The organism is uncultured Amnibacterium sp., from assembly GCF_964250715.1.
Taxonomy (GTDB): Bacteria; Actinomycetota; Actinomycetes; order Actinomycetales; family Microbacteriaceae; genus Amnibacterium.
Map to the genome: position 1 here is coordinate 1 of NZ_CAXUGX010000012.1, position 15,014 is coordinate 15,014.

Here is a 15,014-nt window from a genome sequence, read left to right on the forward strand (position 1 = left end):
TAGCGGGATTCGAACCCACGACCTCCTCGTCCCGAACGAGGCGCGCTACCAAGCTGCGCTATACCCCGGTATCGCGCGCCCGACCCTGTGCGGCCGGCGGCGAACCGCGTCGCCAAGGATAGCGTGCCGCGATGCGAGCCTCCGGACGCCAGGCGCTCAGGACGTGAGGGTCAGCAGTGTCGCCTCGGGGCGGCAGGCGAAGCGCACCGGGGCCCAGATGGAGGTGCCGAGTCCGGCGGAGACGTGCAGGCGCGCGGTGCGGCCCACGGCGGTCCAGGTCGAGAGCCCCTTCACCTGCTCGCGCGGGATGTCGCAGTTCGTGACGAGCGCGCCGTAGCCCGGCACGCACACCTGGCCGCCGTGGGTGTGGCCGGCAAAGAGCAGGTCGGCTCCGTCGGCGGTGAAGGCGTCCAGCACCCGGCGGTAGGGGGCGTGCGCGACGCCGATCGTCAGGTCCGCCGGTCCATTGCTCCGGAGCGCGGTCAGCTGGTCGGCCGCTTCGTCGAGTTCGTCGTAGCCGCGGTGCGGGTCGTCGACCCCGACGGCGTCGATCGTCACGCCGCGCACCGTCAGGCGGGTGGCGGCGTTGTTCAGGTCGCTCCAGCCCAGCTCGGCCAGGAACTCGCCCGCGGCATCCGTGTCCAGCCGGCGCGGCTCCTCGGACTGCATCGAGACGCCCGCGAAGTACCGGAGCGGGTTCTTCGGCTCCGGCGCCCAGTAGTCGTTCGACCCCCACACCGTCAGCCCCGGTACGCCGCGGAACGGTTCCAGAGCCGCCTTCAGCCCCAGCAGTCCCAGGTCGTGGCCCAGGTTGTCGCCTGTGTCGATCACCAGGTCGGGGGCCAGCTCGCCCAGCTCGCGGACGAATCGCTGCTTCTTGCGCTGCCACGGCGCCATGTGCAGGTCGGAGATGTGCAGCACGTTCAGCTCCGGAGCGCCCGCCGGCAGCGCCCGCACCGTGTGCCGGCGCAATGTGAAGGCGGTGCGCTCGATGAGCGTCCCCCAGACGCCGGCCCCCGCCGCGCCGACGACAGCCGCGCCGCCCGCCCTGCGGATCACTGGCACGCGAAGGAGCCGTTCACCGGTGCGGCGGAACCCGCCACCTGCACAGTGATCGGCATCTCCGGTGGCATGGGCGTACCCGCGGCCGGATTCGTCCCCTGCACCTGACAGCTGCCGTTGCCCTGCACGAAATTCACCTGCAGGTTGGTGAAGCCGGCCTGCTGCAGGGCGTCACGCGCATTCTGCAGCGGCTGCCCGAACACATCCGGCAGCGGGGTGCCCTGGGCGGGCGTGCCGCTGCTCGGGGACAGCGTGATCTTCGTGCCGGCCGGCGTCTGCGAGCCCGCCTGCGGGTCGGTCGATGCGACGCTGCCCTGGGGCACATCGGAGTCGACCTGAGCGCCCACCTTCACCTGGAACCCGGCGGCAGTCAGCACGCTGGTCGCCGCGTCCACGGTCATGCCCGCCACGTTCGGCACGGATGCGAGCTGCCCTGTCAGGTACTGGGAGGCGGGGTCGGGCCACGACGTGGCGCCCGGATACTTGTCCTCGGCCGCCTGCCGCATGTCATGCCACAGGCAGTGCCTGGCAAGGGCGGCCTGCCCGCTGTAGTTCTGGTACGAGCACGTCGGCCAGCCGTACACCTTGCGCAGGCCGATGCCGGCCGGGCCGCCGTTGACGTTCCCGACCCACACCGCCGTGACGGTCTTGGAGGATCCGCCCACGAGCCAGGTCTGTCGCGCGGAGTCGGTCGTACCGGTCTTCGCGAACTGGAATGCCGGGCCCGTGCCGTTCGCATCGGTGGTCGCCGTGCCGTTCAGCACGCCGTGCAGCGTGTATCCGGCGGCGATCGCGAGGCTCTTGTCGATCGTCTGCTTGCAGTCGGAGCCGGGGATCGGCAGGGTTCCGCCGTCCGGCTTCACCACCTTGTCGATCGCCATCGCCGTGCAGAACGTGCCCTGATCGGCGATACCGGCGTATGCGGTCGCCATCGTCAGGGGAGCGATCGCATTGCCGCCGGACCCGATCATGTCCGTCGCCAGGTCGCTCAGCGGCTTGCCGCTGGCGTTGTGCACCCCGAGCGCTGTGGCCTGGCCGACGATGTCGCACAGGTTCAGCTTCTGCACCATCGTCATGAACGCGGCGTTCACCGAGTTCTGCGTCGCGCTGTAGACGGTGCGGAAGCCGCCCTCACCGGCCGAGTCGTTGCGCCAGGTGCTGCCCTCGACGACCCCTCCGTTGCAGGTGTTGAAGGGGCCGATGTAGCGAGGGTTGCCGTTCACGACCTCGTTGATGCCATGACCCTGCTTCATCCACTCCAGCAGGTCGAAGAGCTTCCACGTGGAGCCGACCTGGAATCCGCTCGATCCGCCGTAGCGGGTGTCCGTGTTGTAGTTGACCTCGCTGACGCCCTGGCTCTTCGCTCCCGAGAACTTCTTGCTCTCGGTCATCGTGAGCACACGCCCGGTGCCGACCTCGACGGTGGTGGCGGCGCTCGCGATGTTGCCGGCGGCCGGTTTGAACGGCACGTACTGCTTCATCGTCGCCGCGGCCTTCTTCTGCAGGTCCAGATCGAGGGACGTGTAGATCTTCAGCCCGCCGCCGTACAGGGCCGCGGCGCGGTCGTCGGAGGTCGCGCCGAACGACTTGCCGAGTGCGGTGTTCTCCTGCACGAGCGCGGCGACGTAGCCGCAGAAGTACGCCGCGGAACCGGCGGCCTGGCAGCCGCTCTTCGGATAGGTGATATCGGGCTCGACCTTGGTCTTCATCGCCTCGGCGTACTGCTCCTGTGTGATCAGGTTGTTCGCCAGTTCGCGGCCCAGCACGTAGTCGCGGCGGGCGGTGTTGGCCGGGATGTTGGCCTTGATGTCGATCCGCAGGTCGTTCGGCGACTGCACCATCGCCATCAGGCTGGCGGCCTGCGCGACGGTCAGCTCGTTCGCGTGCTTGCCGAAGTAATGCTCCGCCGCCGCCTCGACTCCGTACACCTGGCCGCCGAACAGGGCGATGTTCAGGTACCCGAGCAGGATTTGATCCTTCGAGTACTTCTTCTCCAGGCCGATCGCGTACCGCATCTCGCGCACCTTGCGGCTCAGGGTCACGCCGTCGCACTCGGTCGCCGACTCCGCGGCCTTCTTCGCGTTCGTGATGCGCTCCGCCTCCTGCAGGCAGACGTTCTTCACGTACTGCTGCGTGATGGTGGAGGCGCCGGAGAGGTTCTTGCCGAGCACGTTGCCGAGGGCCGCGCGCACGATGCTCTGCGGATCCACGCCGCCGTGCTGGTAGAAGCGCGGGTCCTCCGCGCCCAGGGCCGCGTTGCGGACGACGGGGCCGACGTCGTCCCATCCGACGACGTCGCGGTCCTGCGTGTAGAAGCTGGTGATGAGCTTCGGCTTGCCCTTGGAGGTGCCGTAGAGCTCGCTCTTCTGCGACGGCGCCGACAGCTTCAACTCGCCCGGCAGATCCTCGAACAGGCCGATGCCGTTCTTCGCGCTCACCCCGGTCAGGGCGATGGCGGGCGCCACACCGACCGTCACCATCACCCCTGCCGTGACGGCGATCGCCAGCAGTCCGAGCAGGGCGGAGCCGGCGCCGTGACGGCGCCCGTCGGGGGCGGACATAGGCTCGATGCTAAGTCAGGGGTTCGCGAGCGTCCGCAAGCGCGCGCCGACCGTACACGGAAAGGGTGCCGGCACGCCATGGCCAACTGGGAGTACGTGACCACCCCGCTGCTCATCCACAACACGACCGCCATCCTGAACACCTGGGGCGCCCAGGGGTGGGAGCTGGTGCAGATCGTGCAGGGACCGGAGGGCGGCCTGGTGGCGTACCTCAAGCGGCCCTCGGACGCCTGATGTGCCGATGCCGCCTGATGCACGGACACCGCCGCCTGATGCGCGTCGCCGCCCGATGACCGTCGCCGATCGACTCCGCGAGCTGGGCCTCACCCTGCCGCACGCCGCCGCGCCCGTCGCCTCCTACGTGCCGGCCATGGTCGCCGGCGACCTGGTGTTCACCTCCGGCCAGCTGCCCTTCCGGGACGGGGTGCTGCCGCAGACCGGCGTCGTCGGAGACGCGGAGGGATCGGTGGCCCCTGCAGCCGCGGCCGAGTACGCGGGCACCTGCGCGTTGAACGCGCTCGCCGCCGCGGCGACCGCCCTGGGCGGCCCCGAAGGCCTGGACCGCATCGTCCAGATCGTCAAGGTGGTGGGCTTCGTCGCCTCCGAGCCCGGCTTCGCGGGCCAGCCCGCGGTCATCAACGGGGCCTCGGACGCGCTGCTCGCGATCTTCGGCGACGCGGGCCGGCACGCCCGCTCGGCGGTCGGGGTCGCGGCGCTGCCCCTCGGTGCCCCGGTCGAGGTGGAGATCATCGTCCAGTTCCGGTGATACCACCCCCGAAAGTTCACCGCGACACGCCGTGACCAGGTCACAAACGATGCTTGCACTGCGCCCCGAAATGGGTACAGTGATCCAGTCGAGTGAAGAGCTTGGCTTGCGGCGCCTCATCGATTCCCCCCAATCGAGCGCTGCTGAGGCGGCACCTGTTCCCCCCAATAGGTGCCGCCCTTCTTTTTAAGCCGGGCTCGTCACCGGAGCTGATACCAGCGGGTTGATACCGCGTCCGCACGGTCTCCTGCCAGGTAGGGTCTCCTCCCCAGCCGCGGAGTCACGCTCGTCCTCCACGGACCGTCGGCGCGCCGCTCAGCCGTCCGTCTACCGCTCGTAGCGTGCGGGCATGGCGGTGACGACATGACGGTGGCGGTGCAGCGGTTCGTACCCGAGCGACCGGAACTCGGCGAGCACGAGTCATCGTTGGGACCGCCCGACGACCGGTCCCATTCGGTGGCCGACGAGTTCGGCGGGCCCGGGGTGCCCGGGGTGCCCGGGGTACTCGGCGTGCTCGGCAGGCTGGGGCCGTTCCTCGGCGCCGCCGGCACCACCGATCTGCTGCTCGACGGCCGCGGGATGCTCTGGCGGGACGACGGCACCGGGATGCATCCGGTGGACGGCGGCCCGCGCTTCGACGTCACCGCAGCCCGAGCGCTCGCCGTCGAACTGATCGCCTCCGGTGGGCGGCACCTCGACGACGCCACGCCCTTCGCCGACGTGCGCCTGCCCGGCGGGCTGCGAGTCCACGCGGTGCTGCCTCCGGTCTCCACCGGCGGTGCGGTCGTCTCCATCCGCGTGGCTCGCTCCTCGCCCTGGCGCCTCGACGACCTGGTGCGCAGCGGCATGCTCGGCACCGATCAGGCGGCGGCGCTGCGCCGGGTCGTGGACGATCGGCAGAACGTGCTCGTGTGCGGTCCGGCCGGCAGCGGCAAGACCTCGCTGCTGGCCGCCCTGCTCGCCGAGACCCGCGCGGACGAGCGCGTCATCACCGTCGAGGACGTCGCCGAGCTGGCGGTCGAGCACCCGCACGTCGTCGGGATGGAGGCACGGCAGGCGAATGCCGACGGCGCCGGCGGGGTGGATCTCGGCCGCCTGATCCGGGAGGCCCTGCGCATGCGGCCCGACCGGCTGGTGCTGGGGGAGTGCCGCGGCGCCGAGATCGCCGACCTGCTCACCGCGCTGAACACCGGACACAGCGGCGGTGGCACCCTGCACTGCACCTCGCTGTCCCGGGTGCCCGCTCGGCTGCAGGCACTCGGCGCGCTGGCCGGGATGACACCCGAGGCGGTCCGTGCGCAGGCGGTCGCGGCCATCGACGTGGTGATCCAGTTGGAGCGGCGGGGCACGCGCCGCATCGCTGGCCTCGGCCGCCTGGTCGAGGAGGACGGCCGGCTGCACGCCGTACCGATGTCCTGGTGATCCGCATTCTGCGTCGACCTCGCCGGCCGGAACCGGCCGCGGCGCTGGACGAGGTCGCGGACTGCGTCGCGCGGGCCGCCGCGCTGATCGGTGCCGGAGCGACTCCCGCGGCCGCGGGGCGATACCTGGCCGCGCACCTCGGCACTGAGCGCGAGCGGTCGCTCGCCCTGGCCGCCCTCGCTGGGCGCGCCCGGCCGAGCGACGCCGCTGTGGCGTCTTCGACTGCCGGTGACGCGCATGGCCATGATGCGCCCGCCGGCGATGCGCCTGCCGATGACGCGGGTGCCGCGTGGCAGCGCGTCGGCGTGGTCGTCGCGCTCGCCGTCGACGTCGGGGCGCCGCTGGCCGCGACCCTGCACCGCACCGCCGAGGGGCTGCGGGCGGCGGCGGACCTGCACCGCAGCATCCGCCAGGGGGTCGCCGGGCCGGCCGCGAGCGCACGGGTGATGCTCTTCACCCCTGTGGCGGCCCTGCTGATGGCCTGGGGATTCGGCTTCGATGTGCCGGGTGCCTTCACCTCCTCCCCGCTCGCCGGATCGAGCGCGGCGGTCGCCGTTCTGCTGCTGCTCGTCGCGCGCCGCTGGCAGCGCCGGTTGACCGCCGCCGCCTCGGCCGTGCCCTGGCAGCGCGGACTGGGAATCGAGCTCGTCGCCGTCGGTGTCCGTGCGGGGCTGCCCACCGACGCCGCGATCCAGCGCGCCTCGCGGCATGCCGGCGCCGAGGCCGCCCTCACCGGCGATCGCGACGACATCGCCGGCATCGTCCGGTTCGCGACGGAGGCGGGCGTGCCGCTGGCCGGTCTGCTCGATGCCGAGTCCCGCCGCATCCGCACGACGCTGCTCGCCGAGGCCGGCCGGCGGTCGGCCGCGCTCGCCGTCCAGCTGCTGCTGCCACTGGGGTCGCTGGTCCTGCCCGCGTTCATCCTGCTCGGCGTCGTTCCGATCGGACTGGCTGTCCTCTCCTCCACATCCCTGCAACTCGCCTGAACTCCATCGCCTCGTGGCCGGGCCCCACCGGCCACCGCACCGCATTGCGACACTGACGGCATGAACCCCCACACCCTGCATCCGGGCCGAACCGCCCTCCTTTCCGACCGCCGCATACTGCGCCGGCACGGGCTGTATCAACACCGCGTGCATGAGCACCGCCTGAGTGAGCGTGGCCTGCGTGACCACGGCATGAACGAGCACGGTGCCGTCACCGCGGAGTACGCCATCGCGACCATCGCCGCGGTCGGTTTCGCGGCGCTGCTCGTCGTCGTGCTGCGCTCCGACGAGGTGCGCGGCCTGCTGACGACCCTCATCCGCCATGCGCTCGCCCTGCCGGCGTGAGCAGGGCACGGTGACCGCCGAGTTCGCCGTGGTCCTGCCCGCGGTCGTACTGATCGCGGCGGCACTGCTCGGCGGCCTGACCGCCGCGGGCCGGCAGATCAGCGTGATCGATGCTGCAGCCACCGCTGCCCGCAGCCTGGCCCGGGGCGACGGGCGGGCTGTCGCCGAACGGCTCACCGTGCAGAGCGGCGGCCGGCTGGCGGCAGTCAGCGACACCGACGGCCTGCTGTGCGCCACCGTGCAGACCGATGCCCGCGTGTTCGGATCCACGGTGCTGCCGATCAGCGCCCGAAGCTGCGCCCTCGCAGCAGCACTTCCGTGACCGGCACTCGCGGTGCCGACGTACCGAACGGCGGAGGTGCGAGAGGCGGAGGCGTCTTGGCCGACCATGCTGTCGACCGGGGCGCGGCAGGCGTGCTGGCGGTGGCGGTGGTGGTCGCGTTGGCGACCGTCTTCGTCGCGATCGGGACGCTTGCCGGCGTGCTCATCGCACACAGGTCGGCGCAGGCGGCGGCCGACGCGGCGGCCTTGGCCGGTGCCGATACGGCGCTCGGTGCCGCCCCTGGGGTGCCGTGCGGGCGGGCCGCCGCCGTCGCTGTCGCCGACGGCGCGCACCTGGACGACTGCGTGCAGCACGGCGGCGTCGTGCGGGTGTCGGTGTCGGTCGATGCGTTGGGGCTGCCCGTCGCCGGCCGGGCGGCGGCCAGACCGCCGACGGCTCGACTGGCAGGTGACGGCCCCGATGAGCCGCGCAGCGGCCCGGAGAGCACTGTGTATGGTGTGCGGTGAATGGCGTACCCGGGGATCTTCCGGTGTTGATCGTCCGGGGGAGAGCAGCAGCGCGAGGAGTTCCGTGTCCGGCACCAAGAAGCTCGTGATCGTGGAATCGCCCGCCAAGGCGAAGACGATCGCCAAGTATCTGGGTGAGGGATACGACGTGCAGGCGTCGGTCGGCCACATCCGCGACCTGATCGAACCGAAGAACCTGCCGCCCGAGTTGAAGAAGGGCTCGGTCGGCAAATTCTCGGTCGATGTCGAGAACGGCTTCGCGCCGTACTACGTCGTCTCGGACCAGAAGAAGAAGACCGTCTCCGACCTGAAGCGGGCGCTGAAAGACGCGGACGAACTCTTCCTGGCGACGGATGAGGACCGCGAGGGCGAGGCGATTGCGTGGCACCTGCTGCAGGTGCTGAAGCCAACGGTGCCGGTCAAGCGCATGGTCTTCCACGAGATCACCAAAGACGCGATCGCCCACGCCCGAGAGAACACCCGCGAACTCGACACCGCGCTCGTCGATGCGCAGGAGACGCGGCGCATCCTGGACCGGCTGTACGGCTACGAGGTCTCGCCGGTGCTGTGGCGCAAGGTCGGTCCCGGTCTCTCCGCGGGTCGCGTGCAGTCCGCCGCGACCCGGCTGGTCGTGGACCGCGAGCGCGAGCGGCTCGCCTTCGTGGCCGCCGAGTACTGGGACGTGCACGCCGTGCTGGTACCCGCTGAGGACACCGAGTTCGCAGCGCGCCTGGTCCGCCTGGACGGGGCGCGGATCGCCACCGGTCGCGACTTCGACGATCGGGGTGTGCTGAAGGCGGGCGTGGTCGCGCTCGACCAGCAGGCCGCGCAGACGCTCGCCGCTGCCGTGCCCGGTTCGCCGGCCACGGTCACCTCGGTCGAGTCCAAGCCCTACACCCGCCGCCCGGCGGCCCCCTTCACCACCTCCACACTGCAGCAGGAGGCGGCCCGCAAGCTGCGCTTCAGTGCACGGCAGACGATGTCGGTCGCTCAGGGGTTGTACGAGAACGGCTACATCACCTATATGCGCACCGACTCGCCCGCGCTGTCGTCGCAGGCGCTGACGGCAGCGCGCAGCCAGGCGACGGCGCTCTTCGGAGCCGAGAACGTGCCCGATGCTCCGCGGCTGTACGCGGGCAAGTCCAAGAATGCGCAGGAGGCGCACGAGGCGGTCCGCCCCTCCGGTGAGCGGTTCCAGACCCCCGACGAGCTGCGCGGCACGATCTCGGGCAACGACCTGCGGCTCTACGAACTCATCTGGCGGCGGACCGTCGCCTCGCAGATGATCGACGCCCGCGGGTCCACGGCCTCGGTGACCGTCGCCGTCAGTGCGGCGGACCGTCGCGCCGAGTTCGCCGCCAGCGGCACCGTCATCACCACCCGGGGCTTTCTGCTCGCCTACGAGGAGGGCCGTGACGAGGAGCGCAACGCCGCGCAGGCCGCGGACGCCAAGCTGCCGCCGCTGACCGAGGGGCAGCAGCTCGAGGCCCGCTCCGCCGAGGCGGCGGGCCACGAAACCTCGCCGCCCCCGCGCTACACCGAGGCCAGCCTCGTGAAGACGCTGGAGGAACTGGGCATCGGCCGGCCGTCCACCTATGCCTCGATCCTCTCGACCATCGTCGACCGCGGCTACGTCTCGCCCCGCGGCACCGCGCTCGTCCCCAACTGGATCGCGTTCTCGGTCGTGCGGCTGCTGGAGGACTTCTTCGGGGATCTGGTCGCCTACGACTTCACCGCCGACATGGAGAACGACCTGGACCGCATCGCCGACGGCGAGCAGGACCGGGTGGATTGGCTGCACGACTTCTACTTCGGCCACACCGGTCACCGTGGGCTGCGGGGCGTGGTCGACAACCTGGGCGAGATCGACGCGCGCACGGTCAACTCCGTCCGGCTCTCCGACGACATCACGCTGCGGATCGGCAAGTACGGCCCCTACCTGGAGGTGCTCGAGCCGGCCGAGCCGACGGTGGACGCCGCGAGCGGCGAGCTGCGCGACGGCGAGCCGGTCGCCCGCCGCGTCAACCTGCCGCCGGACCTCGCGCCCGACGAGCTGACCGAGGCGAAGGCACGCGAGCTGGTGGACGCTCCGCCGGTCGAGGACCGGGTGCTCGGCTTGGACCCAGAATCGGGCCGGCCGATCATCGCCAAGGACGGCCGGTACGGGCCCTACGTGACCGAGGTCCTGCCCGCCGAGATCGCGGACAAGAAGGGCAAGGCCGCGGTCAAGCCCCGCACCGCGTCGCTCTTCAAGTCGATGTCGCCCGACTCGGTCGACCTGGCGACCGCCCTGAAGCTGCTCGGCCTGCCCCGCGTCGTCGGCGACGACCCCGACGGTGCCGGCCCGATCACCGCCCAGAACGGGCGATACGGCCCCTACCTGAAGCGGGGAACGGATACGCGCACGCTCACCGACGAGGACTCGATCTTCGGGATCGACCTGCCCGGTGCGCTCGAGTTGTTCGCGCAGCCCAAGTACGGGGCCCAGCGCGCCTCCAGCGCCCTGAAGGAGTTCGACGCCGACCCGGTCAGCGGCAAGCCGATCCGCATCCGCGACGGCCGGTTCGGCGCCTACGTGACCGACGGTGAGACGAACGCCACGGTGCCGCGCGGGGAAGAACCGCTCGAGATCGACTTCCAGCGCGCCACGCAACTGCTCGCCGACAAGCGGGCGAAGGGGCCGGCGCCCAAGCGCACCGGGGGCCGGGCACCTGCGAAGTCCCGCGCCACGGCCGCGAAGCCGGCGAAGCGGGCGACCAAGAAGGCGTGACCGGAGCGTTCGTGACGGGGGCGTTCGTGACGTTCGAGGGCGGCGACGCGGTGGGCAAGTCCACCCAGGCGGCCGCCCTGCAGGCGTGGCTGCAGCAGCAGGGGCACGACGTGGTGCGCACTCGTGAGCCCGGCGGCACGCCGCTCGGCGAAGCGGTGCGCGAGCTGGTGCTGCATCGGGAGTGGGCGGTCGCGCCGCGCGCCGAGGCGCTGCTGTACGCGGCGGACCGCGCACAGCACGTCGCGACCGTCGTCCGCCCGGCGCTTGCTCGCGGTGCGGTCGTGATCCAGGACCGGTACCTGGATTCGTCCGTGGCGTACCAGGGCAGCGGGCGGGTGCTCGACCCGTCCGAGGTCCGTCGGCTGTCGCTCTGGGCGACCGAGGACCTGCTGCCCGACCTGACCGTGCTGCTCGACCTGCCCGCCGAGGCCGCCCGCGCACGCCGGACCGGCCGTGGCTACGACCGGCTGGAAGCCGAGGAGGACGCCTTCCACGAGCGGGTTCGCCTGTCGTTCCTGCGCCTGGCCGACGCCGAGCCCGACCGGTTCCTGGTGCTCGACGGGGCGCAGCCGACGGACGTGCTGAGCGGCCTCGTCCGCGACGCCGTCGCACCCCTCGTCGCACCCCTGCTCTCGTGACCGCCACCTGGGAGGAGCTGACCGGCCAGGACGAGGCGGTCCGCCTGCTGACGACCGCGGCGCGCGACGCGCGGGGGGAACCGGGCGGCAACGGCGCGATGACGCACGCCTGGCTGATCACCGGGCCCCCCGGCTCCGGCCGGTCCAACCTGGCGTTCGCGTTCGCGGCCGCGCTGCTCAGTCCCGCCGGCGATCCGGACGACGCCCGCACGACGGCGCAGGTGGCCGCGGGCACGCACCCCGACCTGTCGGTGCTCGCCACCGAGCGGGTGGTCATCACCATCGACGAGGTGCGCTCACTGGTCACGACGGCGCAGTACTCACCCTCGGTGGCGCGGTATCGGGTGATGGTCATCGAGGACGCCGATCGGATGTCCGAGCGCACCTCCAACGTGCTGCTGAAGGCGCTGGAGGAGCCGCCGCCGCGCACCGTCTGGATCCTGTGCGCACCGAGCGAGGCCGACCTGCTGCCGACGATCCGGTCGCGCACACGGTCGGTGCGTCTGCGGGTGCCGGAGGCGCACCAGGTGGCGGACCTGCTCGTGTCCCGCGACGGTGTGGATCCGGCCGTCGCCCTGCGTGCCGCCGAGGAGGCGCAGAGCCACATCGGGATGGCGCACCGGCTGGCGACCAACGCCGATGCGCAGCGGCGCCGGGACGAGACGATCGATCTGGTCCTCGGGCTGCGCTCGATACCGCAGGCGGTGCGCGCCGCGGAACGGCTGCTCGACACCGCAAAGGAGGACGCTGCGGCGCAGAGCGAGGAGCGGGACGAGGCGGATCGGGCCGCAGCGATGCGCTCGCTGGGCGTGGAGCCGGGCGGTGCGGTGCCGAACCAGGTGCGCGGGGCGCTGCGGGCGCTCGAGGACGACTTCAAGCGGCGAGCGACCAGGGGGATGCGCGACAGCGTCGACCGCATCCTGCTCGATCTGCTATCGGTGCACCGCGACGTGCTGATGATCCAGCTCGGTGCGGGGGTGCCGCTCGTCAACCGCACCAGGTCGCAGGCCCTGCACGCGCTCGCCGGCGCCGGCGACCCCGCCGCGACCTTGGCCGTGCTCGATGCGATCGCGGATGCGCGCCGGCGGCTGCCGGCGAATGTCGCACCGCTGCTGGCGCTGGAGGCGATGCTCGTCTCCACCGTTCTGCACCGGGCCGCGGCATGAGGCCGGTACGTCGCCGGGCGCGTCCTCGGCAGCGTGGCCGGGTCGCGGTCGTCGTCGCGGTCCTCTGCACCCTGGTCCTGTCCGGCTGCACGCTGCTGCCCGCCCCCTCCATCACCTCCACGCCGGTCACCGGTACCGTGCCGGCGGCGCTCCGCCCGTACTACGCGCAGCGGCTGGTCTGGCACTCCTGCGGCAACGGGTTCCAGTGCGCCACCGCGAAGGCGCCGCTCGATTGGGCGCACCCGTCCACGGGGAAGCCGATCCACCTGGCGCTGACGCGGCTGCCCGCCTCCGGCAGTCGGCTGGGCTCGCTCTTCGTCAACCCGGGCGGCCCGGGCGCCTCGGGCGTCGACTTCCTGCGCCAGGGCGCCACGAGCTTCTTCGATCCGGCATTGCATCAGCACTACGACCTGGTGTCGTGGGATCCGCGGGGCGTGGGCGCCTCGTCCGCGGTGGACTGCGAGGACACGGCAGGGCTCGACGAGTTCCTGTTCAGCGACCCGGACGAACCCGCCGGCAGTCGCACCTTGAAGCGGGACCTGACCGACGACGCGGTCGACTTCGGTCGGGCGTGCGCGCAGCGCACCGGAGCGCTGCTGGCACATGTGGACACCGAGAGCACCGTGGCGGACCTGGACATGCTGCGGGCCGATGTCGGCGATACGAAGCTGAACTACTTCGGCTTCTCCTACGGCACGCAGATCGGCGCGGAGTACGCGGACCGTTTCCCGATGAGGGTGGGCCGGATGGCACTGGACGGCGTCGTCGACCCGTCGCTGACCGAGTTCCAGACGGATCTGGCGAACGTGAAGGCGTTCGGCGCGGCCTTGACGACCTACCTCGCCTCGGCGCAGGGCGGCAGTACCCCGCCGTTCCCGGGTCTCAGCGTGCCGCAGGCGATCGCGACCATCGCCGATCTGGTCCTGCACCTGCGTCGCTCGCCGCTGCGCACGAGCGACGGGCGGCAGTTGAACGGGGCATACCTGCAGACCGCGATCGACGCGGCCCTCTACGACGAGTCCGCGTGGCCGGTGCTGACGCGGGCGCTCATCGAGATCCAGCGGGGCGAGACCGCGACCACCCTGGCGCTGGCCGACTCCTATGTCTCCCGGTCGAACGGCAGGTACACCGACAATCTCTTCGAGGCGATCTACGCGGTGAAGTGCCTGGATTCGCCCACGGAGAAGGATCCCGCCGTGCTGAAGAAGGAGGCGGCGCAGCTGCAGGCGGCGGACCCGTTGCGCAGGACCGACAACTCCTCCGCCCTCGGCGACCTGGTGTGCGCGAACTGGCCCGTGCCGCCCACCGGCCGGCCTCATCGCGTCCGCGCGGCGGGAGCGCCGCCGATCCTCGTGATCGGGACGACCGGCGACCCCGCGACGCCGTACCCGTGGGCGGTCAGTGTGGCGAAGCAGCTGCAGCGCGGCGTGCTCCTCACCTATACGGGCGAGGGTCATACGGCCTATCGCAACCACGATCCGTGCATCACGACTCCGGTCGACGCCTTCTTCACCGCCGGGCGGGTGCCGGCGGCCGGGCTGCGGTGCTGAGGGCTGCGGTGCTGAGGGCTGAGTCGGCGAGGGCCGAGTCGGCGAGGGACTCTGCGGCGATCACGCGCGCAAACTTGCACAGAGTGCAATAATCAGCGGTATGCACGAGCAGGGATTGCGGGAGCGCAAGCGCCTGGCGACCCGGCGATCGATCCAGGTCGCGGTGCTCGAACTGTCACTGCAGCACGGGTTCGAGCGGGTGACGGTCGAGGAGATCGGGCGACATGCGCAGGTCTCTCCTCGCACGTTCTTCAACTACTTCGCCTCGAAGGAGGCCGCGGTGCTCGGCGGCGTCGATGCGTTCGCGCCGACGGACGAGCAGCGCGACCGGTTCATCCACGGCGACGGGGACCTGATCGACGATCTGATCGCCCTGCTCTCTCTGACGGTCAAGGGTGTGGACGATCTGGCGGTGCACCGCCTGCGCCGCCGCGTGCTGGAGCGCGAGCCGGGCCTCGTGGGCCGGCACGTCGCCGGGGCCGAGGTGTTCGAGCAGCAGATCTCGTCGTTGATCGCCGAGCGACTGCAGGCGCGCCGCGGGGAGTCCGACGACTCTCAGATCGATGATCACGCCCGGCTGTTGACGCTGGTCGCGTTCGCGGTCGTGCGGTTCGGGTGGGGGCGGTGGGTGGCCGCCGACGGCGCGAAGACCATGGCTGAGAGCCTGGGGGAGGCGCAGACCGCATTCCGGGACGTCTGCGGTGGCAGCAGCATGCAGGCACGCACACCCGGTCCGGCGCTGGTGGGCGTACCCCGCTGAGCGCCGCACGGGTGAACATGCCGGGGTGGTCCGGCCGGCATCCCGTCGGACGATGCCACCGTTTAGACTCATCGCCGGCACACGCCGCCCTAGCTCAGTTGGCAGAGCGATTCACTCGTAATGAATAGGTCAAGGGTTCGATTCCCTTGGGCGGCTCAGGCGATCCGGTATCGCGGTCGCGGCGTGGCACTTCGACGGC

Annotated in this window: 14 protein-coding genes and 1 tRNA gene; 13 read left to right on the forward strand and 2 right to left on the reverse strand. The window is 71.5% G+C overall.

Annotated features, from left to right (window positions below; genetic code table 11):
* Positions 1-156: 156 nt before the first annotated feature.
* Positions 157-1,065: a metallophosphoesterase gene (locus tag ACFE7H_RS11715; protein WP_375401418.1), complete on the reverse strand. Its 909-nt coding sequence runs from the start codon at positions 1,063-1,065 to the stop codon at positions 157-159.
* Complete coding sequence (locus ACFE7H_RS11720) at positions 1,056-3,623, reverse strand: transglycosylase domain-containing protein (RefSeq protein WP_375401419.1); 2,568 nt, start codon at positions 3,621-3,623, stop codon at positions 1,056-1,058. Before ACFE7H_RS11720 ends, ACFE7H_RS11715 begins: the two co-directional genes overlap by 10 nt.
* Before the next feature lie 78 nt (positions 3,624-3,701).
* Here ACFE7H_RS11720 and ACFE7H_RS11725 point away from each other — a divergent pair, with 78 nt between their 5' ends.
* The 13 genes from ACFE7H_RS11725 (at position 3,702) to ACFE7H_RS11785 (ending at position 14,971) form a co-directional block, all read left to right on the forward strand.
* Positions 3,702-3,857, forward strand: a complete 156-nt coding sequence (locus ACFE7H_RS11725; RefSeq protein ID WP_375401420.1) for a hypothetical protein — start codon at positions 3,702-3,704, stop codon at positions 3,855-3,857.
* Between the two features lie 55 nt (positions 3,858-3,912).
* Positions 3,913-4,389, forward strand: coding sequence for a RidA family protein (locus ACFE7H_RS11730; RefSeq protein WP_375401421.1), 477 nt, complete (start codon positions 3,913-3,915; stop codon positions 4,387-4,389).
* Positions 4,390-4,752: 363 nt separating this feature from the next.
* Positions 4,753-5,811 (forward strand): CpaF family protein, encoded by a 1,059-nt coding sequence (locus tag ACFE7H_RS11735; protein WP_375401422.1) that lies wholly within the window; start codon positions 4,753-4,755, stop codon positions 5,809-5,811.
* Positions 5,808-6,797 carry a hypothetical protein gene (locus tag ACFE7H_RS11740; protein ID WP_375401423.1) on the forward strand — a complete coding sequence of 330 codons (990 nt, stop codon included), beginning with the start codon at positions 5,808-5,810 and terminating at the stop codon, positions 6,795-6,797. Before ACFE7H_RS11735 ends, ACFE7H_RS11740 begins: the two co-directional genes overlap by 4 nt.
* A 60-nt stretch (positions 6,798-6,857) precedes the next feature.
* The gene (locus ACFE7H_RS11745; RefSeq protein ID WP_375401424.1) at positions 6,858-7,142 is read left to right on the forward strand and encodes a DUF4244 domain-containing protein; all 285 of its coding nucleotides are present in this window, start codon (positions 6,858-6,860) and stop codon (positions 7,140-7,142) included.
* Positions 7,143-7,152: 10 nt separating this feature from the next.
* Positions 7,153-7,464: a TadE family type IV pilus minor pilin gene (locus ACFE7H_RS11750; protein ID WP_375401425.1), complete on the forward strand. Its 312-nt coding sequence runs from the start codon at positions 7,153-7,155 to the stop codon at positions 7,462-7,464.
* A gap of 56 nt (positions 7,465-7,520) precedes the next feature.
* Positions 7,521-7,931, forward strand: a complete 411-nt coding sequence (locus ACFE7H_RS11755) for an Rv3654c family TadE-like protein (protein WP_375401426.1) — start codon at positions 7,521-7,523, stop codon at positions 7,929-7,931.
* A 64-nt stretch (positions 7,932-7,995) separates the two neighbouring features.
* On the forward strand, positions 7,996-10,701 hold the full coding sequence (gene topA / locus ACFE7H_RS11760) for a type I DNA topoisomerase (protein WP_375401427.1): 2,706 nt from the start codon (positions 7,996-7,998) through the stop codon (positions 10,699-10,701).
* Positions 10,702-10,712: 11 nt separating this feature from the next.
* On the forward strand, positions 10,713-11,339 hold the full coding sequence (tmk, locus tag ACFE7H_RS11765) for a dTMP kinase (protein ID WP_375401490.1): 627 nt from the start codon (positions 10,713-10,715) through the stop codon (positions 11,337-11,339).
* Positions 11,336-12,505, forward strand: a complete 1,170-nt coding sequence (locus ACFE7H_RS11770) for a DNA polymerase III subunit delta' (RefSeq protein WP_375401428.1) — start codon at positions 11,336-11,338, stop codon at positions 12,503-12,505. The genes tmk and ACFE7H_RS11770 overlap by 4 nt, the downstream gene beginning before the upstream one ends.
* On the forward strand, positions 12,502-14,055 hold the full coding sequence (locus ACFE7H_RS11775; protein ID WP_375401429.1) for an alpha/beta hydrolase: 1,554 nt from the start codon (positions 12,502-12,504) through the stop codon (positions 14,053-14,055). The genes ACFE7H_RS11770 and ACFE7H_RS11775 overlap by 4 nt, the downstream gene beginning before the upstream one ends.
* A 100-nt stretch (positions 14,056-14,155) precedes the next feature.
* A complete protein-coding gene (locus ACFE7H_RS11780) occupies positions 14,156-14,815 on the forward strand; it encodes a TetR/AcrR family transcriptional regulator (protein ID WP_375401430.1) in 660 nt (219 codons plus the stop codon).
* An 83-nt stretch (positions 14,816-14,898) separates the two neighbouring features.
* Positions 14,899-14,971: transfer RNA gene (locus ACFE7H_RS11785), tRNA-Thr, on the forward strand.
* Positions 14,972-15,014: the final 43 nt, after the last annotated feature.